Origin of the sequence: Sphingopyxis sp. JAI128 (assembly GCF_014207235.1) — a bacterium.
Classification (GTDB): Bacteria; Pseudomonadota; Alphaproteobacteria; order Sphingomonadales; family Sphingomonadaceae; genus Sphingopyxis.
Genome location: NZ_JACHDA010000001.1, coordinates 713,722 through 738,535 on the forward strand (window position 1 = coordinate 713,722; position 24,814 = coordinate 738,535).

A 24,814-nucleotide genomic window follows, 5' to 3' on the forward strand; every position below is an offset into this window, starting at 1 on the left:
GCCTCGCATCCGGCGAACGGGACGGATCGGCCACAAGACCAGCGGAACCAACCGCTTGGCCGGAACAAATGAAGTAAGGAAACACTCTATGGCCTCTACGGCTTTTCCGTCGCGCGACGATTTCGCCGCGATGCTCGACGAATCGCTGGGTGGTGCTGATGGCGGCTTTGAAGGCCGCGTCGTCAAGGGCACCGTGACCGCGATCGAAAACGACCTGGCAGTAATCGACATCGGGCTGAAGAGCGAAGGCCGCGTGCCGCTTCGCGAATTCGCGATGCCGGGCCAGAAGGCCGATCTCAGCGTCGGCGACGAAGTCGAAGTCTATGTCGACCGCGTCGAAAACGCCAATGGTGAAACCATGCTGTCGCGCGACCGTGCTCGCCGCGAAGCCGCTTGGGACCGCCTCGAAGAAGAATTCAACAAGGAAGCCCGCGTCGAAGGCGTCATCTTCGGCCGCGTCAAGGGCGGCTTCACCGTCGACCTCGGCGGCGCCGTGGCCTTCCTGCCCGGTTCGCAGGTCGACATCCGCCCCGTGCGCGACGTTGGCCCGCTCATGGACCTGCCGCAGCCCTTCCAGATCCTCAAGATGGATCGCCGCCGCGGCAACATCGTCGTGTCGCGCCGCGCCATTCTGGAAGAAACGCGCGCCGAACAGCGCTCGGGCCTGATCCAGAATCTGGAAGAAGGCCAGATCATCGAAGGGGCCGTCAAGAACATCACCGATTACGGTGCGTTCGTCGACCTCGGCGGCATCGACGGCCTGCTCCATGTCACCGACATGAGCTACAAGCGCGTCAACCACCCGAGCGAGGTCATCAACATCGGTGACACGGTCAAGGTCCAGATCATCCGCATCAACCGCGACACGCAGCGCATCAGCTTGGGCATGAAGCAGCTCGAAAGCGATCCGTGGGAAGGCGTCGCCGCCAAATACCCGGTCGGCGCGAAGCTGTCGGGCACGGTCACGAACATCACCGATTATGGCGCGTTCGTCGAACTGGAAGCCGGCATCGAAGGCCTGGTCCACGTCAGCGAAATGTCGTGGGTCAAGAAGAACGTCCACCCCGGCAAGATCGTCTCGACCAGCCAGGAAGTCGACGTCATCGTGCTCGAAGTCGACAGCGAGAAGCGCCGCATCTCGCTTGGCCTCAAGCAGGCCCAGTCGAACCCGTGGGGCGCCTTTGCCGAAGCCCACCCGGTCGGTTCGGTCGTCGAAGGCGAAGTCAAGAATGCGACTGAATTCGGCCTGTTCGTCGGCCTGCCCGGCGACGTCGACGGCATGGTCCACATGTCGGATATCGCCTGGGGTATCTCGGGCGAAGAAGCGCTGCACCTCCACCGCAAGGGCGAGGCCGTGCAGGTCGTCGTTCTCGACGTCGATGTCGAGAAGGAACGCATCAGCCTCGGCATCAAGCAGCTTGAAAAGGGTGCTCCGGCCGTCGGCGGCGGCGTTGCCGCAGCCGGTTCGCTGAAGAAGAATGACATCGTCACCGTCTCGGTTCTCGAAGTCCGCGACAACGGCCTCGAAGTCCAGGCCGGCGAAGATGGCGCCACCGGCTTCATCAAGCGCGCCGACCTTGGGCGCGACCGCGACGAACAGCGCGCCGAACGCTATCAGGTCGGCCAGAAGTTCGATGCAATGGTCATCGGCTTCGACCGTTCGAAAAAGCCGAACTTCTCGGTCAAGGCGATGCAGATCGCCGAAGAGAAGGAAGCCGTCGCGCAGTACGGATCGTCGGACTCGGGTGCCTCGCTCGGCGACATCCTCGGCGAGGCGCTGAAGGCCGGCAAGAAGGATTAATTCCTCCTTCCGCCGTCAGGCGAAACGAAAGGCCCGCAGAGTGTCCCTCTGCGGGCCTTTTTCTTTCAGTGATATATTTTGACCCAATGGTGATTCATGATACCCTCCGCCCGCGTTGGGAGGGGTCTCGCGCACTATGAATCGGCAACGTCCGGAATCCTGCCTCGGCGGGAAAGCGTGGCTATATATATTAGGGGAAGCAGATGATCCGGTCAGAACTGGTTCAGAAGATCGCGAGCGAAAACAGCGATCTGCGGCTCGAGGAAGTCGAGCGCATCGTCGATCTTTTCTTCGATTCCATTGTCGACCAGCTTGCCGCGGGCGGCCGCGTCGAATTGCGCGGATTCGGCGCGTTTTCGACCCGCTCGCGCGAATCGCGCACGGGCCGCAATCCCCGCACCGGCGCGGCGGTCGAGGTGAAGGCGAAGAACGTGCCCTATTTCAAACCGGGCAAGGAAATGCGCGAGCGCCTGAACAGCTGATATCACCCCACGGGATATCGGCTAGCAGGCCGTCACCGGCCTAGTTTTTCAACCGGTACCCCGTGCGGAACATCCAGAAAATTACGCCGAGGCAGAGCGTCAGGAAAAGCGCGACTGCGCCCATGCTGACCTCGATCCCCACATCGCCTTTGCCGAAGAAGGTCCAGCGAAAGCCGCTGATCAGGTAAACGACGGGGTTGAACAGCGTAACCGTCCGCCACGCCGCCGGCAGCATGTCGAGCGAATAGAAGGCGCCGCCAAGAAAGGTCAGCGGATAGATGACCAGCATCGGGATCACCTGAAGCTGCTCGAAACTCTTGGCCCATATGCCGATGATAAAGCCGAACAGGCAAAAGGTCACCGCCATCAGGATCATGAAGGCGGCCATCAGCAACGGATGCGCGACCTGGACATCGACGAAGAGGTGGGCGGTGGCGAAGATGATTGTTCCGATGATCACCGACTTCGTCGCCGCGGCGCCGACATAGGCGATCACGGTTTCGAGCGGCGACAGCGGCGCCGACAGCATTTCGTAGATCGTGCCCGTCCATTTGGGCATATAGATGCCGAAAGACGAATTGCTGATGCTTTCGGTGAACATCGTCAGCATCATCAGCCCGGGCACAATGAACGCGCCATAGGGGACATCGCCGACCTCGGTCATCCGGCTTCCGATCGCCGATCCGAAAACGACGAAATAGAGCGCAGTCGTGATGACGGGCAGCATCAGGCTGGTCCAGAAAGTGCGGCCGAAGCGCGCCATTTCGAAGAGGTAGATGGCGCGGATGCCGCGAATGTTCGAAATCATGCCGCCGCTCCTGCCGCGCTCTTGTCCTCATGCACCAGCCCGACGAAAATATCCTCGAGCGAGCTTTGCTTCGTGTGCAGATCCTTGAAGCCGATCCCGATGTCGCTCATCCGCCGCAGCAGCGATGGGACCCCCGTGGCTTCGGCATGGCTGTCGAATTCATAGATCAGCTCGTTGCCGTCGCCCGCGAGTTCGAGGCTCCACTGGGCAAGGTCTTCGGGCACCGCGGCCAGCGGTTCGGCAAGGTTGAGCGTCAGCGTCTTGCGCCCGAGTTTCTTGATCAGCGCATTTTTTTCCTCGACGAGGATCAGCTTGCCGTGGCTGATCACCCCCACGCGGTCGGCCATTTCCTCGGCCTCCTCGATATAATGCGTCGTCAGGATGATCGTCACGCCGCGTTCGCGCAGCCCGCGGACCATGTTCCACATGTCGCGGCGCAGCTCGACGTCGACACCCGCGGTGGGTTCGTCGAGAAACAGGATGTCGGGCTCGTGACTGAGTGCCTTCGCGATCATCACGCGCCGCTTCATGCCGCCTGACAATTCCATAATTTTCGACGAGCGCTTGTCCCACAGCGACAGGTCGCGGAGCAATTGTTCGATGAACGCCGCGTCCTTGGGTTTGCCGAACAGCCCGCGAGAGAAGCTGACCGTCGCGAGCACCGTTTCGAACGCGTCGGTATGCAATTCCTGCGGCACCAGCCCGATCATCGAGCGGGCGGCGCGATAATCACGCGCATGGTCGTGCCCGCCGACCGTCACCGTGCCGGCGCTGGCCGTCACGATGCCGCAGACGATGCTGATCATCGTCGTCTTGCCCGCCCCATTCGGTCCGAGCAGGGCGAAAATCTCGCCCTTGTTGATGGTGAGGTCGACATCGCTGAGTGCCGTGTGACCGCTTTGATAGGTTTTGCCGAGGCCGGAGATTTCAAGGACTGGAGTCATGGCACGCCATCTAACCCACCCGCCGCGTGCCGTGAAGCGACAAACATCGCTTGACCTCCAACCAGGCATCGGCTTGACCGGCGTCGACCGTGCGGACGTGGCGAAATCGGTAGACGCAGCAGACTTAAAATCTGCCGGCCTAGTGTCATGCGGGTTCAAGTCCCGCCGTCCGCACCAGATAATTGCGCGGTCAGCGCCGGATGAGCGCCTTCACCTTTGCGCGCAGCCCGACGCGATCGAGCAGGCGCTTCGCGCCCGTCGCGAAGCCGTCGATCGCCCGCATTGCGCCGAGCGCCGCGCGATTGCGCAGCGACTGGCGCAGCAGCAGGACATCGGCGCAGGCGACCGACGCGCGCCCGAACTGCGCCTTGTGCGCGCCGTCGCCTTCGGTGAAATCAAATGCGCGAAAACGCCCCTCGGCATAAAGTTGGCGCATCGCCTCGACATGCAGGACCGTTCCCGGCGACAAGTCGGCGAAATCGGGATCATAGCCGAGATGCGCATAAATCAGGACCTCGTGTTCGACCGGCAAATAAAGATAGGCGATCGCGCGGCCTTCGGCGAACAGCAGGAAGGCGCGGATATTGCCCTGCGCAGCGTCCGCGATCGCCTGCTCGATATGCTCGTCGTCCGTAGGCAGCCCCGCCTGCATCAACCGCTGCTGATAGGTACGCGCCGACAGCGCCCCGGCAAGGGTCATGAACTCGGCGACCTCGTCGGCGCTGCTATAGGAGCGAACGGTAAATCCGCCGTCGAACCGGTCGGCCAGCCGCCGCGCCTTGCGCGACAGGGTCGAGCGCGTCTTGGCGGAGAAACCCTGCCACCAATCGTCGAATCCGGCCGCTTCCATCGGAATATAGTGACGCGGATAGACTTGCCGTACCGACAGCAGCCAGCCCGCCATCGCGCCTTCGAGCGCCGACAGCCGCGCGACCGGCATCGACCGGAGCAGCCAGCCGTCGCGCCCAGCAGGCGGCAAATCGCCCTGCCCGTCCAACAACGGCCCGTCCGACAGGAGCGCATCGAGCCCGTGCGGCACGATACGCAGCCGACGCCGGACATGCCCGATCGGCCGCCCCGCGATCTCGATGCGCAATGCGACCGGCTCGCCGGCTTCCTGTTCGCCCCTTGTCCCCATGACCTCTCTTTTGTTTCGATACGGCTATTCCCGTTTCGCAGCACATGGTTATGATTGGCTTACATCAAGGGAGCGACAAGGCGAATAATGACGGCAAGAGGCAAATATCGGCGCGCCGCGATATGGATGACGGCCGCCACCGGCCTTGCGCTTGCGGTATCGAGCTGCGGACTGTTTCGCGAACGCGGCCCCGTCAAGATTGCTGCCATGGGGCCCATCAACCCCGCCGCCACGCCGCTGAAGGGCGAATTGTCGACCGGCAATGCCGCGCTGCTCGACGCGACTTCGCAGGGACTCGTCAGTTATGACGGCGAGGGACAGATCGACACCGGCCTCGCCGACCGCTGGACCGTCACCACCGACGGCCGCAGCTATATTTTCCGCCTGCGCGAGGCGAAATGGACCAACGGCCGCAAGGTGACGGCCGAGGATGTCGCGGCGATAATGCGATCTTATCTGGCGCCGGCCAGCCGCCACATACTGAAAGACGATTTTCCCGAGGTCGAGACGATCAAGGCGATGACCGAAACCGTCATCGAAATTCGCCTGTCGGTGCCGCAGCCGGCGATCCTGGAACTGCTCGCGCAACCGTCGATGGCGATCGTGAACAAGGGTATGGGCTGGGGCCCGATGCGATCGCGCAAGATCGGCCGCGCGGTGCTGCTGTCGCCCGTCCCCGATCCGCTGGCGGACGATCCCGAGGCCGCCGAAGCCGCGGCGAACGATCCGGCCGCATCGATCGAATTCGTCGGCACCTCGCCCGCCGGCGCGCTCGCTCGGTTCAAGAATGGCTATGCCGACGGCGTCATCGGGGGGCGCTTTTCGACCCTTCCCTATTTCGTCGCGTCGAACATCGGGCGCTCGCGGCTCGTCGTCGACCCGGTCCCCGGCCTGTTCGGCCTGACCTTCCTGCGCGCCGAAGGCTTTCTTGCGACCGACGTCAACCGCGACGCCCTGGTCCGCGCGATCCGGCGCGAACGGCTGGTCGAAGCCTTCGGTCTGACCGAATGGCAACCGCAAGTCACCTTGCGTCCGGCGCTCTACGCCCGCGATGGCGGCCCCGCGCCACTCGTACCCGCCTGGGCCCAGTATGACGAAGCATCGCGCATCGCCCAAGCGAAACGCATCGTCGACGCCTGGCGCGGCGGCGGACGCGACATCGACCCGGTTCGCATCGCCGTCCCCGACTCCCCCGGCGGACGCATCCTCTTTGCCTATGTCGCGGCCGATTTCGCGGCGATCGGCGTGCCGAGCCAGCGCGTCGCCATGGCGTCGACGGCCGACCTGCGCCTGATCGACGAGGTCGCGCCCAACGACGACGCCCTATGGGCGCTTCGCCGCCTGTCGTGCCGCCGCGACACGCTCTGCAACCGCGAGGCGCAGGACCTGATCGACCAGGCGACGAACAATATCGACGCCGGGCAACGCCGCGCGCAGATCGGCGATGCCGAGGCGGTGCTGGCGCGTTATGCGCCCTTCATTCCGCTCGCGACCCCGCTCCGCTGGTCGGTCGCGTCGCAGCGACTCACCGGCCTGCGCGCCAACGGGCGCGCCCAGCACCCATTGAATCACCTGATCGCGCGTCCTAATTAGGGTCAGGACCCTAAATATCGGCGCTGCACTTTCGAGCGCTTTTGAAAGGACGCCAATGGCCCCTTCGCCCCCCAATCCCGACGCGATCTTCGACGCGCTGATCCAGAACCGGAACGATCCCGCCGCGCTGCGCAAGCGCGTCGAAACGCTCGAAATGCTGCTCGAACGCAGCTTTGTCATCCCGGGCATCAACCGCCCCGTCGGGCTCGATGCGATCGTCGGACTGGTCCCCGTCGTCGGCGACGTGATCGCGGCGGCGATGGGCGCCTATCTCATCTGGGAAGCGCGCAACCTCGGCATGCCGAAATGGAAGATATGGCGCATGGTCGGCAATCTCGGCGTCGATACCGCGCTAGGCGCGGTGCCGCTCGTCGGCGATGCGTTCGATTTCTTCTTCCGTTCGAACACGCGCAACCTCCGGATCATCAAGAAGCATCTCGACAAGCATCATCCCGGCACGATCATCATCGACCAATAGCTTTTCGCCGTCTTCCCTCGGACTGTGTAATGCTGCTAGCATTGTGCCATCACACCCCAGGGGAGACATTCGAATGATCCGCGCCAGCCTTGCCGCGCTTGCCCTCAGCTGTTCTTTCGCCGCCGTTGCGGCCGCCGCGCCGCAGGACGACGACCCTTATCTCTGGCTCGAGGATATCGAAGGCAAGAAGGCGCTCGATTGGGTCAAGGCGGAAAATGCGGCCACCGACAAGCTGATCCGTGCGCGCCCCGGCTTCGAGGCCGACCGCCGGCGCGCGCGCCAAATCCTCGACGACGATCGCCAGATCGCGATGCCGGGCGAGGTGATGGGCGATGCGATCACCAATTTCTGGCGCGACGCGGCCAATCCGCGCGGGCTGTGGCGGCAGAGCCCGCTCGACGCCTATCTGGCCGGAAAGCCCGAATGGACGACGCTGATCGACGTCGATGCGCTGGGCAAGGCGGAGAAGCAGAGCTGGGTCTGGCACGGCGCCGACTGCCTCGCCCCCGATTACAAGCGCTGCCTTGTATCGCTGAGCCCCGGCGGCACCGACGCCGACATCGTCCGCGAATGGGACCGCACGACCCAAAGCTTTGTCGAGGGCGGCTTCACCCTGCCGCAGGCGAAGAGCAGCGTGACGTGGGAGGATGCCGACACCTTGCTCGTCGCGACCGACTATGGCGACGGCAGCATGACTGCGTCGGGTTATCCGCGCATCGTCAAGCGCTGGAAACGCGGCACCCCGCTGTCGACCGCGACGACCGTGGCCGAAGGCGAGCTCGAGGATGTCGGCATGAACGTCTTCGCGCTCGTCGACGGCGACAAGCGCTGGCCGATGATCAGCCGCGGCAAGACCTTCTACACCGCCGACATCAAGCTGCCGAACACCGACGCCTCGCGCTATATCTCGACGATCGTCCCCGATACAGCGAGCGTTCGCGACGTCATCGACGGGCAGCTCATCATCTTCCTGAACCAGGACTGGTCGGGCATTTCGGCGGGTTCGCTGGTCTCGCTCTCGCTGGCGGATATGTCCGCCGACCGAAAGGCGCCGATCGTCACCGCGATGACTCCGACGAAGGCGCAGGCCATCGAAGATGTTGCGGCAACCGACAATATCCTCTGGGTCAAGGCGCTCGACGATGTCGAAGGCAAGCTGTTCGCGCTACGCCGCGATCCGGCGACCGGCGCGTGGAAGCAAAATGAAGTCCCCGTCGCCGCGAATGCGACGGTCGGCATCGCCGGAACCGTCGGCAAGCGCGACCTTGCGCTCGTCACCGCCGAAACCATGCTGATGCCGCCGACGCTTTATGCCGCATCGGAACAGGGTGCGCCGCGGGCAGTACAGAGCCTTCCCGCGACCTTCGACGCGGCGGCCATGAGCGTCGAGAAACGCTTTGCAACGTCGAAGGACGGCACGAAAATTCCTTATTTCCTTGCCCGGAAAAAAGGCTCCACCGGCCCCGTCCCTGCGTTGATCCACGCCTATGGCGGCTTCCGCGCGGCGCAGACGCCGGGCTATCTGACCGGCCAGCCCTACCGCGCGGGGCCGCTCGGGCTGTTCTGGGTCGAGGACGGCAATGCCTATGTCCTCGCCAATATCCGCGGCGGCGGCGAATATGGCCCGGCCTGGCACCAGGCGGCGCTACGCGAAAAGCGCCAGAACAGCTTCGACGACCTGCACGCGGTCGCAGAGGATCTGGTGAAAAGCGGCGTCAGCGCGAAGGGCCGGATCGCGATCTCGGGCCGCTCGAACGGCGGCGTGCTCGTCGGCGCGGCGATGACGCAGCGCCCCGACCTGTATGGCGCGGTGATCTCGGGCTCGCCGATCAAGGATATGTGGCGCTATGACAAGATGCTCGCCGGCGCCTCGTGGGTCGCCGAATATGGCGACCCCGACGTAGCCGAGGACTGGGCTTTTCTGTCGAAATATTCGCCCTATCACAATATCCGCAAGGGCGTGAAATACCCGCCGATCTTCCTCTATCTCTCGACCAAGGACGACCGCGTCCACCCCGGACACGCGCGCAAATATGCCGCGCGGCTGATGGAAAACGGCAATCGTGTCTATTATCACGAATATATCGAGGGAGGGCATTCGGTCGGCGCCGACCATGCCGAGGATGCGGTGCGCGCCGCGATGCTCCACGGCTTCCTGCTGCGCGAACTGGTTGAGACGAAATAACGCCGCCCCGGCGCATATGGAAAACATATGCGCCGGCGCGAAATCGCTCTCGAATTGCAACGCTGAGCCCACCTAATCGGGCGTCCTCATGATTCGCCTTCTCCACCGATTGGCGGTGGCGGAAGCGCGACTGGAGGACATATGCACACGAATCTCCTCTTCCCGATCGTCGATTTCGCCGTCTTTGCCGCAGCGCCTGCCCACGGCCCGTCGGACGCCGGCGCGTCCCCCGCCACCGTCGTCCCGGCGGCACCGACGGCAGCGATCTAGGAAAGGACCGACGATGCAGGACCTGCTCTGGATCGCCGTCATGTCCGGGCTGCTCACGGCGACGCTCGCCTATGTCCGTCTGTGCGACAAGGCGTGAAGTGACGCCATGACCATCGACCTCTGGCTCGCCGCCATCACCGCCTCCGGTCTCCTCCTATACCTCGTTGCGGTGCTGATCCGCCCCGAACGCTTCTAGAAAGGAGCGCCTCCATGACCCTTCAGGGCTGGATCCTCATCATCGCCTTCGCGGGCATCCTGCTCGCGCTGACCAAACCGGTCGGCCTTTGGCTTTTCGCGCTTTACGAAGGTCGGCGCACGCCGCTCCACGCCGTCCTCGGTCCTGTCGAGGCCGGCTTCTACAAACTTGCGGGCATCGATCCCGCCGCCGAGCAGGGCTGGCGCCGCTACGCGGTACATATGCTCGTCTTCAACTTTGTCCTGATGCTTTTCACTTATGGCATACTCCGGCTTCAGGGCGTCCTTCCCGGCAATCCGCAGGGGCTGGCCGGTCTGGGCGAGCATCTGTCGTTCAACACCGCGATCAGCTTTACGACCAATACCAACTGGCAAAGCTATGGCGGCGAGTCGACGATGTCGAATTTGAGCCAGATGCTCGGGCTGGCGATCCACAACTTCCTCTCCGCGGCTACGGGTATCGCGCTTGCCTTTGCCCTGTTCCGCGGTTTTGCGAGGCGATCCGCCGCGACCATCGGCAATTTCTGGGCCGACGCGACGCGCATCACGCTCTACCTGTTGCTGCCGCTCTGCGTCCTGCTGACGCTCGTCTATATCGCGAACGGCGTACCGCAGACGCTTGCCGGGACGGTCGACCTATCGACGCTCGAAGGCGCGAGGCAGACGCTGGCGCTCGGGCCGGTAGCGTCGCAGGAAGCGATCAAACTGCTCGGCACCAACGGCGGCGGCTTTTTCAACGTCAACAGCGCGCATCCCTTCGAAAATCCGAACGCGATCACCAACCTGGTGCAGATGCTGTCGATCTTCGTCATCGGTTTCGGCCTGACCTGGACCTTCGGCAAGGCGGTCGGCAACACGCGTCAGGGCTGGGCGATCCTTTCCGCAATGCTGATCCTGTTTCTCGCCGGCGTTACGATCACTTATTGGCAGGAAGCGGCGGGCAACCCGATCCTACACCAGCTCGGCGTCGCGGGCGGGAATATGGAGGGCAAGGAGGTGCGTTTCGGCATCGCGGCGTCCGCCCTCTTTTCGGTCATCACCACTGCGGCGTCGTGCGGTGCGGTCAACGCGATGCACGACAGCTTCACGGCGATCGGCGGCATGGTCCCGCTGATCAACATGCAGCTGGGCGAAGTCGTGGTCGGCGGTGTCGGCGCGGGCATTTACGGTTTCCTGCTGTTCGCCATCCTCGCCGTGTTCGTCGCGGGGCTGATGGTCGGGCGCACGCCCGAATATGTCGGCAAGAAGATCGAAGCGAAGGAAGTCAAACTCGCGGTGCTCGCGATCGCGACCTTGCCCCTCCTCATCCTCGGCTTCACCGCGCTTGCGTCGGTCACCGAAGCGGGGCTGGCGGGGCCGCTGAACAAGGGGCCCCACGGCTTCTCGGAAATCCTCTACGCCTTTACCTCGGCGACCGCGAACAACGGGTCGGCTTTCGCCGGCCTCACCGCGAACACGCCCTTCTATAACGGTCTGCTCGGCATTGCGATGTGGCTCGGCCGCTTCTTCATCATCGTGCCGATGCTGGCCATCGCGGGGAGCCTCGCGGCGAAAAGCCACACACCCGAAAGCGCCGGATCCTTCCCGACCACCGGCGGCCTGTGGGTCGGCCTGCTCGTCGGGATCATCCTGATCATCGGCGGCCTTACCTTCCTGCCGAGCCTCGCGCTCGGTCCCATCGCCGATCATCTCGCGATGATCCACGGCCAAACCTTCTGAGCGGGGAGCCAATATGGCACGCGCAAACACCAAATCGCTTTTCACCGCCGACCTGATCGCGCCGGCGATCCGCGACGCAGTCCGCAAACTCGACCCGCGCGAGTTGATCCGCAATCCCGTGATGTTCACGACCGCCGTCGTGGCGACCCTGCTGACGGCGCTGCTCGTCGTCGGACAGGATGGCCTCGCGACCGGCTTCAAGCTCCAGCTTATCGTCTGGCTCTGGCTGACCGTGCTCTTCGGCACCTTTGCCGAAGCGCTCGCCGAAGGGCGCGGCAAGGCGCAGGCCGCCTCGCTCCGCGCGGCCAAGGCCGAACTGACCGCCAAGCGCTTCAAGGACGGCGACACGCGCCAGGTCGAAAATGTTCCCGCCAGCGCGCTCCGGGTCGGCGACATCGTTCTCGTCGAAACCGGCGACCTTATTCCGTCGGACGGCGAGGTCGTGCTCGGCGTCGCCTCGGTCAACGAAGCCGCGATCACCGGCGAAAGCGCGCCGGTAATCCGCGAGGCGGGCGGCGACCGCTCGGCGGTCACCGCGGGCACGCGCGTCATTTCCGACCAGATCGAGGTCCGCGTCACGGTCAATCCGGGCCAGGGCTTCCTCGACCGGATGATTGCGCTCGTCGAGGGTGCCGAGCGGCAGAAGACGCCGAACGAGATCGCGCTGACGCTGCTGCTCGTCGGACTGACGATCATCTTCCTGATCGCCGTCGCGACAGTCCCGGCCTTCGCCTCCTACGCGGGCGGATCGATTCCGGTCGGCATCCTCGCCGCGCTGCTGATCACGCTGATCCCGACGACGATCGCGGCGCTGCTCTCGGCCATCGGCATTGCGGGGATGGACCGGCTCGTGCGCTTCAACATCCTTGCCAAGTCGGGCCGCGCGGTCGAAGCGGCGGGCGATGTCGATGTTCTGCTGCTCGACAAGACCGGCACGATCACGATCGGCGACCGCCAGGCGAGCGAATTCCGCGCCGTCGGCGGCATACAAATCGGCGAACTGGCCGAGGCCGCGCTGCTCGCCAGCCTTGCCGACGAAACGCCCGAGGGCCGGTCGATCGCCGTCCTTGCGCGCGAACGCTTCGGCATCGCGACACGCTCGCTGCCACAAGATGCCGAGGTGATCCCCTTTACCGCCCAAACGCGTATTTCAGGGGTGAAAATCGGCGCGACGATCATCCAGAAAGGTGCGGTCGATTCGGTCCTCAAAGCCAATCCCGGCGTCGAGGAGACCGCAGCCGCCACCGAACTCCGCCGCATCACCGACGACATCGCGCGCGGCGGCGGCACTCCGCTGGCCGTCGCCGTCGACGGCAAGCTGCTGGGCGCGATCTTCCTCAAGGACGTCGTCAAGGCCGGAATCCGCGAACGGTTCGGCGAATTGCGCAAGATGGGAATCCGCACGGTGATGATCACCGGCGACAACCCGCTGACCGCGGCGGCAATCGCCGCCGAAGCGGGCGTGGACGATTTCCTCGCGCAGGCGACGCCCGAGGACAAGCTGGAACTGATCCGCAAGGAACAGCAGGGCGGCCGCCTGGTCGCCATGTGCGGCGACGGGACCAACGACGCCCCTGCCCTTGCGCAGGCCGACGTCGGCGTTGCGATGAACACCGGCACCCAGGCGGCGCGCGAAGCCGGCAACATGGTCGATCTCGATAGCGACCCGACCAAGCTGATCGAGGTTGTCGGGCTTGGCAAGCAATTGCTCATGACCCGCGGCGCGCTCACCACCTTTTCGGTCGCGAACGATGTCGCCAAATATTTCGCGATCATCCCCGCAATGTTCGTCGCGCTTTATCCGGGGCTGGGCGCCCTCAACATCATGAGACTCAACACGCCCGAAAGCGCGATCCTTTCGGCGATCATCTTCAACGCGCTGATCATTCCGCTACTCGTGCCGCTCGCCCTCCGCGGCGTCAGATACAGGCCGATGGCCGCCGGCCCGCTGCTCGCACGCAACCTTGCCGTCTACGGCCTCGGCGGCCTCGTCGCGCCGTTCATCGGCATCAAACTCATCGACCTGGCCGTTGGCGGCCTCGGTCTCGCCTGAGGGAGCATCGCCATGGGCAATGATTTCACATCCGCACTGCGCCCCGCGATCGTCATGACGATCCTGTTCGCCATCCTGCTCGGCATCGGCTATCCTCTTGTGATGACCGGCATCGGACAATCGCTGTTCCCCAGCCAGGCAAACGGCAGCCTCGTTCGCGATTCCGGTGGCAATGTGATCGGTTCCACCATCGTCGGGCAGGCTTTCACGTCGGATCGCTATTTTCAGACCCGGCCCTCGGCGGCGGGCGACGGCTATGACGGCGTTGCTTCGTCGGGATCGAATCTTGGCCCGGCGGCGCAGGCACTGGCCGACCGCGTCGGCGCCGACGCCGAAAAGCGCCGTGCCGAGGGGGTGGCCGGCGCGCTCCCTGCCGATCTGGTGACCGCAAGCGGTTCGGGGCTCGACCCCGACCTGTCGCCCGAAGCCGCATTGGTTCAAGTGCCGCGCATCGCCAGCGCGCGCGGGCTAACCGAAGGCCGGGTGCGCGCGCTCGTCACCGAACAGACCGCCCACCCCTTGCTTGGCTTTATCGGCGAAAAGCGGGTGAATGTGCTCGCCATCAACCGCGAACTCGATCGCCTTAGGGCCAGCCCGGATCGGTGAGACGCGCCGACCCAGATCGCCCCGATCCCCAGGCCCTTCTGCGACAGGCATCGCAGGAAGGCCTCGGCCGTCTCAAGATATTTCTGGGCGCCGCGCCGGGCGTGGGCAAGACCTATGACATGCTCTCCGACGGCGCAGCGCGGGCGCGCGACGGGGTCGATGTGGTGATCGGTGTTGTCGAGACCCACGGCCGGGCCGAGACCGAGGCGCTCGTTGGCGGGCACGAGGTGGTGCCGCGCCGCGCCGTGTCTTATGAAGGCCGTACACTCGGCGAAATGGATCTCGACGCGATCCTCGCGCGCGCGCCGCGCCTCGTGCTCGTCGACGAGCTTGCGCACACGAACGCGCCGGGCAGCCGCCACGCCAAGCGCTATCAGGATGTCGAGGAACTGCTCGCCGCCGGCATCGACGTCTATTCGACGCTCAACATCCAGCACATCGAAAGCCTGAACGACGTCGTTGCATCCTTCACGCGCGTTCGCGTTCGCGAAACGGTGCCAGATTCGATCCTCGAACAGGCCGAGATCGAGGTCGTCGATATCCCCCCCGACGAGCTGATCGAGCGGCTGAAGGCCGGCAAGGTATACCTGCCGGAAGAAGCGACACGCGCGCTCTCGCACTTCTTTTCCAAATCGAACCTCTCGGCGCTGCGCGAACTCGCGCTGCGCCGCGCCGCGCAGGCGGTCGATACGCAGATGCTCGACCATGTGCGCGCGCTCGGCGTCGGCGGGACCTGGGCGGGAGGCGAGCGGATTGTCGTCGCGATCAACGAACTTCCCGGCGCCGACGGGCTTGTGCGCGCCGCCAAGCGGAGCGCCGACGCGCTGCACGCGCCCTGGACAGCCCTGTACATCGAAACGCAGCGCGCCCAGTCCTTCGGCGAAGCCGAACACCGGCGGCTCGCCGCAACGATGAATCTCGCGACGCAGCTCGGCGGCAACGTCGCGACTGAGCCCGCGATCGCGATCGTCGACGGTATCAAGGCCTATTTGCAGGAAGCGCGGGCGACGCAGCTCATCGTCGGCAAATCGCACCGGTCGCGCTTGTTCGAGCTGCGTCACGGTTCGGTCGTCGATCGTCTTGTCCGCGAAACGCCGGGGGTTGCGATCCATGTCCTGCCGCTCGATGCCCCTCCTGCGCCGTCGACGCGCCTTCGTGCCCGCGGCGCATGGGGTTCGCGGCGCGGATATCTGTGGACCTCCGCGATGGTCGGCGGCGTCACCGCAGCGGCGAGCGCCTTGTCCCACATCCTCGATCTCGGCAACGTCGCCCTGCTCTATCTGCTGCCGGTGATGGCCGCGGCAACGCTGTTCGGGCTGCGCACCGGCCTGTTCGCAGGGCTTGCTTCCAGCCTTGCCTATAATTTCTTCTTCCTGCCGCCCACCGGCACGCTGACGGTGAACAATCCCGAGAACATCGTCTCGATTTTCGTGCTGCTCGGCGTCGCGATCGTGACCAGCCAGCTCACCTCGCGCGTGCGGGCACAGGCCGACATGGCGGCGGCGAGCGCGCGGACAAACGCCGCGCTCGCCGGTTTCCTGCGCCGCCTGACTCCGATCGACGACCCGATCGCGTTGGCCCGGACGATTTGCGAGGATATCGCGCGTCTGTTCGACTTGCGCGCGGTCGTGCTGGTGCCGGGCGACACCGGACTGGTCGTCCAGGCGGCAAGCGGACCCCGGTTCCAGCTCGAAACGATGGAGATGGCGGCCGCACAATGGGCTTTCGACAACGACATGCCCACCGGAAAGGGATCTGGGACGCTCGCCGCCTCCGACTGGTACTTCCAGCCGGTGCGCGCCGGCGAAAAGGTTCAGGCCGTGCTCGGCCTGGCGAGCGACGATGGCGGGAATCCGCTGAGGCCCGACCAGTTTCCGCTCCTCACCAGCCTTGTCGATCAGGCGGCACTGGCGCTCGAACGACTGCGGCTCGCAGAGGAAATGCGCGACGTCGAAGCCGTCCGCACCCGCGACCGGCTGCGCGCGGCCTTGCTGTCGTCGGTCAGCCACGACCTCCGCACGCCGCTGACCGCGGTTATGGCGGCAGCGGCCGAACTGCACCACGGCGCGACGCCTGAACTCATCGGCACGATCGAGGGCGAGGCGGCGCGGCTGAACCGTTTCGTCGCCAATCTGCTCGACATGGCGCGCGTCGAGGCGGGCGCGCTCAACCTGAAGGTCGAAGCCATCGACCTTGCCGACGCCGTCGCGGCCGCCGCACACGACGCCCGTCGCGCGCTCGAAGGCCATGCGATCAATTTCGCCGTTCCGCCGGCCATGCCGCTGGTCAAGGTCGACCAGCAATTGCTGCATCATTGCCTGCTGAACCTGCTCGACAACGCGGGGCGCTATGCCGATCCGGAAACGCCGATCATCATCGAGGGGGCACACCGCTTCGGCCTGCTCAAACTTTCGGTCATCGACGAAGGCCCGGGTTTGCCGCCGGGCCGCGAAGCCGAAGTGTTCGAAACCTTTCGCCGTTTCGAAGGGTCGGACCGCGTCGTCGGCGGCACCGGGCTGGGCCTGGCCATCGTGAAAGCCTTTTCGGAAGCGATGGGAATGACCGTCGAAGCCGCGAACCGCACCGACCGAAGCGGCGCGAAATTCAGCCTTTGTTTTCCCGCCGCACTCATCGTGCGCAACACGGCCGAGGGAGCCGAAATTTAGGAGGTCGCCCCATGTCCGCCAAAATCCTGGTCGTCGATGATGAACTTTCGATCCGGCGCTTGCTGCGCAACACGCTCGAACGCGCAGGCTATGAAGCGATCGAAGCGGTCGACGGGCGAAGCGCGCTCGCGCTGGCGGCGATCGCAAAGCCCAATGCGGTGCTGCTCGACCTCGGCCTGCCCGACCGCGACGGGCTCGAACTCGTCCAGCTTTTGAAAAAGCAAGGCGACACCGTCATCCTCGTGGTGTCGGCACGCGATGCAACCGACCAGAAGGTCGCCGCGCTCGATCTCGGCGCCGACGATTATGTGACCAAGCCGTTCGACAGCGAGGAATTGCTGGCGCGTCTTCGCGTCGCACTTCGCCATCGCGGCCTGTCCGAAGCCCTACCGAAAATCTATCGACGGGGTGAACTCGAAGTCGACCTCGACCAACGCATCGCGCGCCGCGGCGATATCGAAACCCATTTGACGCGCAAGGAGCATGACGTGCTGGCGCTGCTCGCCGCCAACGTCGGCCGCGTCGTGACACACCAGCGCATCCTTGCCGCAGCGTGGCACGGTAGCGAGGAGGCGCCGGTCGAATATCTGCGCATCGTCATCCGGAATTTGCGACAAAAGATCGAGGCACCGGGCGCGGTGGGCAGCGTCATCGCCAACGAACTCGGCGTCGGATACCGCCTGTTGGGCGAAGGTTGACCGCGCCGCCCGCGCGGCCGGACTATATGCCGCCCTTATGGCCTTCGCCGGATTCGATCTCGAAACCTTATGCCCGGGGCAATAGCTGGAATGCCACATCGAGGATTGTGGCATGGACGACCGGCGACAGGAAAAGCGGACCGACATCGGATTGCGGCTTTGCGGCATCCTATCCGGGTGGCTCTCTTTGCGGGCGGCCTGGAAACTCGCCGCGCTCCATCCATCGGAATCGCATGCCGATCCCGGCGCCAAGGCATTGCTGCTCGCCGCCGCGACCTTTCTGTGCGCCAGCGTGGCCGCGGTGCTGGTGACGCAGGGGCGGCATATCTTCGACCGGGTAGACGTCGGCGAACGCTGGCGTTTGCGCCTTCCGCCCCATCGGCGCAATCCGCGCTAAAAGCGCTTTCGCATCGATAGCCGGATCGTGCGGCCAAGCGGATCGGCATCGTAGCGCCGATACCCCGGCGGCACGCCGCCGTCACCCAGCGTAACGCGCCGATAGCCGTTGAGAAGATTCTGGATATCGAGCGAAATATTGAGGTCTTTCAGCCAAACCGGCTCTTCCTTACCCCGCAGCAGGCGCTCGGGCTCGACGAACAGCCGCAGGTTCAGCATCGTGAGGGCGCGGTGACGATATTCGATCCCGCCACCCGGCGCGGCAGGATCGCGAAGCCGAAAGGGGCTTTGCCAATTCCCGTCCAGCGTCGCCCCCATGCCCGGGCGGCCCGCAACGAACTGCAAGCTGACATTGTGCCGCGACTGCGCGGTACCGCCGCCCAGCCGGTCGATCGCCGGAAGGCCGATCGCGGTTACCAACTCGCTGCGCAGGCTCCATCCATGGTTGAGCGTGAAGGAATAGGTCCACATGCCAGCCGAAGCGATCGCGTTCGGGGCGTCGGCTTCGCTTCTGGCGCGCGGAACGATCGACACGGTCAGGCTGTTGTTCAGCCGCTCGTCGGTGTCGCGCACGATCTGGATCGGCCGGGCATCGACCCGGATGAGACGACCCGCCGTATCGCGAACGAATCGTTCGGGAAAGGCCGCCTCGACCGCCGGCGCGAACCCCGGGAAACCACCTGCGGCACCGGTCGACTGCTGCCTTCGGTATTCGACGGAGAGCGAGAGCAGCCGGGGATCGAACGGTCGGAGCGAGGCGCCCAGCGACCAGATGCGCCGCTGGCCCGATCCGAGATCGGGGTTTCCCCCGGTTACCCAAACCGGTTCGGCGATTTCCTGCCGTGCGTAATCGTAAACCCGACGCACCTCCTCGAAATGGGGCCCGGTCAACTGCTCGATGGACGGCGCAAGTTTGGCGAAGCTAACCGATCCGTTGATCCGGAGCGCGGCGATCGGGCTCCAGTTCGCGCCCAGCTCGAACCGCGAAAGCGAGGCTTCGGCTGTGCCGAAGGTCAAGCCGCCGGCGAGGTCGAGCGACAGGTCGCCGAGCAGGGAATGCGAGCCTTCGCTTCGGCTGGCGATCGGCACCGCGACCGACAGCCGCCCATCGAACCGGTCGCGCTCCGCCCGGCTGGTGCGATCATCATCGACAGCATCGTCGTGGAAGCGGCTGCTGGTGCGGCTGCGGTTCATTCCGGCCGTCAGGGTCGCGTTCATCGACCCGGCGGGCAAGTCGGCGATCGATTTGTTGAACGTCAGCCGCGCGCTCAGGCTTTCGCTGCTCGACCGGGTGCGGCTGCTCTGAACGTCATCGGGAAACACATCGCCGGGCTGGTCGATGCGACCCTTTGCCCAGCCGCGCGCATAATTGGCATTCAGGATAGCGCGCCCGCCCGCGACGGGTCCGGAGAAGGTTGCCGACAGGCCAAGATTTTGCGAGCCCTGCTGACCGAACAGGACGAGCGCATCTCCCGGGCCGGGATCCCCGGCGGCGAGGCCGAGCCATTGCCGACTGCCGTTCGAAGCCGCGTTGACGCTCAACGAGCCGGTAAAGCGTCCGATGGGCCGCGTCAGCCCCATCGATACCGACAGCTGGCTCGTCGCAGGCAGCAGTGAGAGATAATCGTCGGGATCGACAAATTCGCCGGCTCGCACCGACGGTGGCGCACGCGAACTTTTAAACAGCGCACTCTCGCCCGAAAGCTGAACCTGTGCGTTCCAACGCGCCTTGCCGTCGATGACGAAACGCCCAGCCGAACCATTGCCGCCAATCTGCCCGCCCGCGGTCGGCATTTTCACGCTTGCCTGCGTCTCCCAGGACACGAAATGCCTTTTGAGGACCAAGTTCACGACGCGCTGATTGCCCGAATAGCCATATCGTCCGGCGGCTTCGGGTCGGAGGATCGCCAGCCGCTGAAGCGCGGCAGGCGGAAAGCGGGCCAGGTCCTGGATCGAATCGACGCGCTCGCCATTGATCAGGATGATGGGTCGTTCGTCCGGACGCCCGGTCAGCGGAGCGATCCGGCGCACCAGCTCGCCGATCGAATAGGCGCCATAGGCGTCGATCTGTAACTCGTCGAGTTCGAATTCGGATTCGACAAGCGCCTCGCCATATCGCGCGGTGACGACAATCTCCCGATCCTCGCCGACCGCGATGGCCTCGTCCTCCGAATGGGACGGCGAGAGGCTGTCGGCGGTCTGGTCCTGCGCCGCCGCAGGGACGGGCGGCCAAAGACAAAGACAAGCAAGTAAGACCACGAAATCCGGACGGCGGAGGCCGCATGCGGCGCGCGCATCGCAGCGGAGCGGCGGATATAGGATCATGTCCGTGCGCCAGATGTCCGTTTCCCGCTTCGCAATCTATGGGTAGCCCCTCGCGGCCGGTCGATAGCAAATTTTGATCGCGCCAGAACGCCGGACCTTCCACCTCGGAAATTGGGAATGCGGCATGGAGGATGCAATGCCCGAACCGGCGAGGCAAGCCGCAAGCAGATCGACCGGGCACGCTGGCGTGCCCGGTCGTCATGCAAACCGATCTTAGGAGAGATTCATATTCGGAATCGAAATCACCGCCTCGTGGATCGTGCAGATGTCGCCGGCCGGATCGATTGGCGGCAGCGTCTTGTTGGTGATCGTCAGAACCTTGGTGCTGTTATTCCAGTCGCCGCGGACCGTTCCATAGCAGGGATCGTTGGCGATCGTGTTGGCGCCCATCGTGATGTCGACCTTGGTCGCATCGCCCGGCACCGTCTTGGCCGACCAGGTGCCCTGCGGAACGACGAAGATGCAGCTGAAATCGCCCGGCGCGATGTCCGGCGACGAGATCGAAACAGTCGTGCTTGAGGTGACCGTTCCGTCGAACGTCACGTCGCACGTCACATTCAAGGACTGCTCCAGATTGGCATAGCCGTTGCTGCCGTTGGCGTTACCGCTGAACGATTGCGCCTGGGCGGCGAAGGGCATGGCGAGCGCTGCGACGGTTCCTATCAGGGCCGTAAATTTCTTCATGACACATCCTCTTCCATATCAATATTGATTTGGGAAGGCGGGATGCCTCCCAGTAAACAAGACGCGGCAAATGCGAAAAGGGGGGGATCGGAGGCGATTTTTTCTGTGCGTTTGCAACATCACGGCGCGGTCAATCGATGGGATCGGATCGATGCGTCGAACCTCACCTCGCCGCATAGCCAGACAAAACGGAGGCCGCCGTCCAACAAGGAGACGGCGGCCCCAGGGGAGAGGTTCGTGAAGCTCGCGCTGTCCGTTTGCACCAAGAAACCGAAGCCCCTCCAATCCCGTTCGCGTCAAGCCGGCGCAGTGCCGTTCCTCCTTTAAGACGGCCTAGAATTTCACCGTCGCGTTGAGGCCGACGATGCGCGGGTCGAGCGTGAAGACATTGGTGCTGAGCCCCGTGTCGTCGCTGTTGGTGAAGGTGCCCGTGATCGGCGCCTTGTCGAACAGGTTCTTGACATAAAGCTGGAGCGCGAAATCGCCGTCGCCGCGGGCGAGCGTGACTGCCAAATTGACATTGTCCCAGGCTTTCAGCCGGTCATATTCGGTGTTGAACACACGCGCGTAACTCTTGCCCTGACGATAATAATCGCCGCGGAAGGTCAGGACCCAGTCGCCCCCTTCGATAAAGGCGCTGTATTGGGCGCCAACGTTGAACGTATAATGGGGCGCGTTGGGCAGTTCGTTGCCGCCAAGGTCGGCAAAAAATCCTTTCCCGCCGTTCGGCGCATCGGTCAGCGGATTATAGGTGAAACCCAGCAGCCGATCGAACTGAAACGCCGGGCTGACGTTCGGAAGCTCCGGATTGAAGGTACCGTAACGCGCGGACCCGGCGCATAGCGCCGACAGCATCAGCAGCTTCAGATCTTCGTTCGCCCGATCATAGTTCAATATCTGTCCGACGAGGGCCGTAGGCGCGATGCAGTTCGAGGGGACCTGAAGCCATGGCCGCAGCAGCATCCAGTCGGGATTGCCCTGGGTCCGATCCATCACGTCGATCGACTTCGCACCCTTGTCGATCCGCGTGTCGAGTAGGCCGAGCGTCGCATCGAGCCGGAAATTGCGCGAGGGCCGCCACGCCGTCTCGAGTTCCAGACCCCAGGTCTTGGCGCTGAAATTCTCGTTGAGCGAAATGCGGTCGACGATCTGCGAAATCTGATAATCCTGATAGGCGTTGAAGAAGGCCGCGGCGTTGAGCGTGAACCGCCCGCCGTCGAAGCTGTTCTTCGTACCGATTTCGAACGCCGTCACATATTCGGGTTTGAAGGTTTCGGGGAGCGGCTGATACTGAATCACCGTCTGGTCGATATCGGCGCGCGGCGGATTGGCGCCCCCGCCCTTATAGCCGCGTGCAGCCGACGCATACACCAGCGTATCGTCGGTAAAGGACAGGTCCGGCTTCCAGTCGACGACCAGCCGGCCCGTCACCGTATTCCATTTCTGCCGGATATCGGGAAATTCACGGAATCCGCGGTTGATCGTGCCGCCACTTACCGAGCCGCCCTGCGTCGGATCATTTTCAGATGAGCCCAGCAGCAATTGGCTGGGAACCGGGGTCGCGATTTTTTCGTCGCGCGTATAGCGCAGCCCGAGCGTGAGTTTCAGATCCTCGGCGGCCTGCCAGTAGAGCTCGCCAAACACCGCTTGCGATTTGGTCCGAACCGGGTTCTTGCTGCGAAAATAATTATGGCCGTCCTCGGGACCTTCGCCGATCGGATTGGGATCGACATAAACGCATTCGCGGGCCGTCGGCGTCCCTTCCCCGCAATTGCGGGTAACCCGGCCGTTGTCCACGTTGCTGCCGTTGAAGTTATACTGCGCAATCAGCGAGAACAGATTGTTGTAGACGAAATAGTCATCCTGCGATTTGAAATCGAGATAATTGGCCCCGACGTTAAAATTGACAGGGCCGTCAGAGGATGATTGCAGCCGCAGTTCCTGGGTCCATTGCCGATTGCGCGACCGGCTGAGATCGGCGGAAATGATGCGGTCCGATGCGCCCAGCTGCGGATCGGTAAAAATGCCGCCCGGCGTCGGACCCGGCACCGTCATCGGCGCACCATTCGGTCTAACCAGCGCGGCCGAATCGTTGAACACCGGCGCCGAGACGAACCGATTATAATCCTGCGACGAATAATAACGATCGCGGGAATAGGCACCTTGCGAAACGAGCGTCAGATCGTCGCCGATCCCTATTTCCATGTTGAGCTGGAACACGTCATTCTTGGCGCGAAAGACGGGATCGTAGCTGGTGGCAATCTCCCTCATGTCCCGCGACTGCACGACATCGCCATAAGGATCGAAATTGCGGTCGATCGGAAAGACGAGCGGACGGGGCGGCGGCGCGGTCGGATCCCGGCCTATGCCTATGTTGAATTGGGGAAACATGACATAGGCCAGCGCCTTGGCATTGGGCGCGCCAAAGGCCGCATCCTCGTATAGCGACGCCGACTGGCACCCTTGGCTGAAACGGCTTTGCAGAAATTCGGGTACCGCGATATCGCCGACCTGGGCCACGCCGGGATCGGTAGTACAAAGCTGCTTGCCGGTGCGCGATCGGTTGTCGTCCTCCTCGAAATGCTGCCAGATGGCGTTGATCTTGAACCGGTCGCTCGGCTCCCACTGGATCGACGCGCGCGTCGACCATAGGTCGCGGCCATTGACCCGCTGCTGGGTGAATGTGTTGTAATCGAAGCCTTCGCGCTTCGTCATCGCGCCTGCGACGCGGACGGCCAGCGTGTCGGTGATCGGCACGTTGAGCATCCCCGAGAGGCGCCGCGTCTCGAAACTGCCAACCTCACCCTTCAACTCGCCCCCGAAGTTGTCGTCGGGAAGCGCGGGGATGACGTTGACCACGCCTGCGGTCGCGTTGCGGCCATAGAGGGTACCCTGCGGTCCGCGCAGCACCTCGACGCGCTCGAGGTCGAAGAATTCGGCTTCGAACAGGCGATTGCGGATAAGGGGGGTGTTGTTGAAACTGACCGCCACGGCGGGGTCGTTCGAGGCAGAAATTGCCTTGGTCCCGATGCCGCGGATGGTGAAGTCATAGCCGCTGAAATTGCTTTTCGAAAAATTGACATTGGGTACCGCGCGCACCAGTTCGGCGCCGCCTTCGATCTTGTGATCGTCCAGCGCCTTGGGCGTGAAGGCAGTGACGGCAATCGGCACGTCGTTGATTTTTTCCTCACGCTTCTGCGCCGTCACGACGATTTCATTGTTATCTTCAATTTCCGGCCCGACGGCGCGATTTACGTTTCCCTCCCGCGTCACCACGAATATATTGCCGTCGCGGCGATAGCTGAGCCCGGTGCCGCGGAGCAACGTCTGGAGAGCCGTTTCAGGATCGCTCCGCCTGCTGTGACCCGCGGTGCGCTTGCCATTCACCAGCGACGCATCGACCATGATCGTCACGCCACTCTGCACCCCGAAATCGCGCAGGGCCCGATCGAGCGGCTGGGCCGGGATGCGATAATTCGTCGTCTGTTCGCGGGCGGACGCCGCTGTAGGCGAAAGCGCGAGGCACCCGATCGCTGCACCGCTCAGCAAAATTTTACGCACATTGCATGCCTGGAACCGCATGTCCCCACTCCCTCTCCCTGTAGCCGGGGTTGACGCCCCGTTGTTGTGGCGTTCGACATGACGCCATTCCTCTAGACGCCGTTTCGCCCCGAAAGGGGGGATGCTCGCGCGAAATTTTCAACAATGTTAATATCTACGCCAGTGAACGATGTGTTTAGGAAAAATGCAGGGGGTACTGCTCCGATCCCCCC

The 24,814-nt window shown here is 63.9% G+C and carries 19 protein-coding genes and 1 tRNA gene; 14 read left to right on the forward strand and 6 right to left on the reverse strand.

Annotated features, from left to right (window positions below; translation table 11 throughout):
- Positions 1-88 precede the first annotated feature (88 nt).
- Together rpsA and HDC35_RS03660 are read left to right on the forward strand one after the other, a co-directional pair.
- Positions 89-1,801 carry a 30S ribosomal protein S1 gene (gene rpsA, locus HDC35_RS03655; RefSeq protein WP_184643707.1) on the forward strand — a complete coding sequence of 571 codons (1,713 nt, stop codon included), beginning with the start codon at positions 89-91 and terminating at the stop codon, positions 1,799-1,801.
- Between the two features lie 203 nt (positions 1,802-2,004).
- Positions 2,005-2,283: an integration host factor subunit beta gene (locus HDC35_RS03660; RefSeq protein ID WP_184643709.1), complete on the forward strand. Its 279-nt coding sequence runs from the start codon at positions 2,005-2,007 to the stop codon at positions 2,281-2,283.
- A gap of 40 nt (positions 2,284-2,323) precedes the next feature.
- Here HDC35_RS03660 and HDC35_RS03665 read toward each other — a convergent pair whose 3' ends face one another.
- Together HDC35_RS03665 and HDC35_RS03670 are read right to left on the reverse strand one after the other, a co-directional pair.
- Positions 2,324-3,091: an ABC transporter permease gene (locus tag HDC35_RS03665; RefSeq protein ID WP_184643711.1), complete on the reverse strand. Its 768-nt coding sequence runs from the start codon at positions 3,089-3,091 to the stop codon at positions 2,324-2,326.
- Positions 3,088-4,035: an ABC transporter ATP-binding protein gene (locus HDC35_RS03670; RefSeq protein ID WP_184643713.1), complete on the reverse strand. Its 948-nt coding sequence runs from the start codon at positions 4,033-4,035 to the stop codon at positions 3,088-3,090. The genes HDC35_RS03665 and HDC35_RS03670 overlap by 4 nt, the downstream gene beginning before the upstream one ends.
- A gap of 91 nt (positions 4,036-4,126) precedes the next feature.
- Between HDC35_RS03670 and HDC35_RS03675 the strand changes: the two genes are divergently transcribed.
- Positions 4,127-4,212, forward strand: a tRNA-Leu gene (locus HDC35_RS03675).
- A 13-nt stretch (positions 4,213-4,225) separates the two neighbouring features.
- Here the strand turns inward: HDC35_RS03675 and HDC35_RS03680 are convergent.
- Positions 4,226-5,173 (reverse strand): GNAT family N-acetyltransferase, encoded by a 948-nt coding sequence (locus HDC35_RS03680; RefSeq protein ID WP_184643715.1) that lies wholly within the window; start codon positions 5,171-5,173, stop codon positions 4,226-4,228.
- Between the two features lie 87 nt (positions 5,174-5,260).
- Between HDC35_RS03680 and HDC35_RS03685 the strand changes: the two genes are divergently transcribed.
- From HDC35_RS03685 to HDC35_RS03730, 11 genes are all read left to right on the forward strand, one after another.
- Entirely contained in the window at positions 5,261-6,766 is a 1,506-nt protein-coding gene (locus HDC35_RS03685) for an ABC transporter substrate-binding protein (RefSeq protein WP_184643717.1), read from the forward strand.
- Between the two features lie 55 nt (positions 6,767-6,821).
- Positions 6,822-7,244: a DUF4112 domain-containing protein gene (locus tag HDC35_RS03690; protein ID WP_184643719.1), complete on the forward strand. Its 423-nt coding sequence runs from the start codon at positions 6,822-6,824 to the stop codon at positions 7,242-7,244.
- A 73-nt stretch (positions 7,245-7,317) separates the two neighbouring features.
- Positions 7,318-9,429: a prolyl oligopeptidase family protein gene (locus tag HDC35_RS03695; RefSeq protein ID WP_184643721.1), complete on the forward strand. Its 2,112-nt coding sequence runs from the start codon at positions 7,318-7,320 to the stop codon at positions 9,427-9,429.
- Positions 9,430-9,570: 141 nt separating this feature from the next.
- The gene (locus HDC35_RS19560; protein WP_260397480.1) at positions 9,571-9,699 is read left to right on the forward strand and encodes a hypothetical protein; all 129 of its coding nucleotides are present in this window, start codon (positions 9,571-9,573) and stop codon (positions 9,697-9,699) included.
- A gap of 106 nt (positions 9,700-9,805) precedes the next feature.
- Positions 9,806-9,895 (forward strand): K(+)-transporting ATPase subunit F, encoded by a 90-nt coding sequence (gene kdpF / locus HDC35_RS03700; protein ID WP_184643723.1) that lies wholly within the window; start codon positions 9,806-9,808, stop codon positions 9,893-9,895.
- Between the two features lie 14 nt (positions 9,896-9,909).
- Positions 9,910-11,613, forward strand: coding sequence for a potassium-transporting ATPase subunit KdpA (kdpA, locus tag HDC35_RS03705; RefSeq protein ID WP_184643725.1), 1,704 nt, complete (start codon positions 9,910-9,912; stop codon positions 11,611-11,613).
- Between the two features lie 13 nt (positions 11,614-11,626).
- On the forward strand, positions 11,627-13,666 hold the full coding sequence (gene kdpB / locus HDC35_RS03710) for a potassium-transporting ATPase subunit KdpB (protein WP_184643727.1): 2,040 nt from the start codon (positions 11,627-11,629) through the stop codon (positions 13,664-13,666).
- A 12-nt stretch (positions 13,667-13,678) separates the two neighbouring features.
- Complete coding sequence (gene kdpC / locus HDC35_RS03715) at positions 13,679-14,272, forward strand: potassium-transporting ATPase subunit KdpC (protein ID WP_184643730.1); 594 nt, start codon at positions 13,679-13,681, stop codon at positions 14,270-14,272.
- A complete protein-coding gene (locus HDC35_RS03720) occupies positions 14,269-16,938 on the forward strand; it encodes a sensor histidine kinase KdpD (protein ID WP_184643732.1) in 2,670 nt (889 codons plus the stop codon). The genes kdpC and HDC35_RS03720 overlap by 4 nt, the downstream gene beginning before the upstream one ends.
- Positions 16,939-16,949: 11 nt before the next feature.
- Positions 16,950-17,636, forward strand: coding sequence for a response regulator transcription factor (locus tag HDC35_RS03725; RefSeq protein WP_184643734.1), 687 nt, complete (start codon positions 16,950-16,952; stop codon positions 17,634-17,636).
- Positions 17,637-17,748: 112 nt separating this feature from the next.
- A complete protein-coding gene (locus tag HDC35_RS03730) occupies positions 17,749-18,033 on the forward strand; it encodes a hypothetical protein (RefSeq protein ID WP_184643736.1) in 285 nt (94 codons plus the stop codon).
- Here the strand turns inward: HDC35_RS03730 and HDC35_RS03735 are convergent.
- The 3 genes from HDC35_RS03735 to HDC35_RS03745 form a co-directional block, all read right to left on the reverse strand.
- A complete protein-coding gene (locus HDC35_RS03735) occupies positions 18,030-20,357 on the reverse strand; it encodes a hypothetical protein (protein WP_184643738.1) in 2,328 nt (775 codons plus the stop codon). The two genes, HDC35_RS03730 and HDC35_RS03735, sit on opposite strands and share 4 nt — an antisense overlap.
- Positions 20,358-20,570: 213 nt before the next feature.
- On the reverse strand, positions 20,571-21,041 hold the full coding sequence (locus HDC35_RS03740) for a hypothetical protein (protein WP_184643740.1): 471 nt from the start codon (positions 21,039-21,041) through the stop codon (positions 20,571-20,573).
- 333 nt (positions 21,042-21,374) lie between these two features.
- A complete protein-coding gene (locus tag HDC35_RS03745; protein ID WP_184643742.1) occupies positions 21,375-24,623 on the reverse strand; it encodes a TonB-dependent receptor domain-containing protein in 3,249 nt (1,082 codons plus the stop codon).
- Positions 24,624-24,814: the final 191 nt, after the last annotated feature.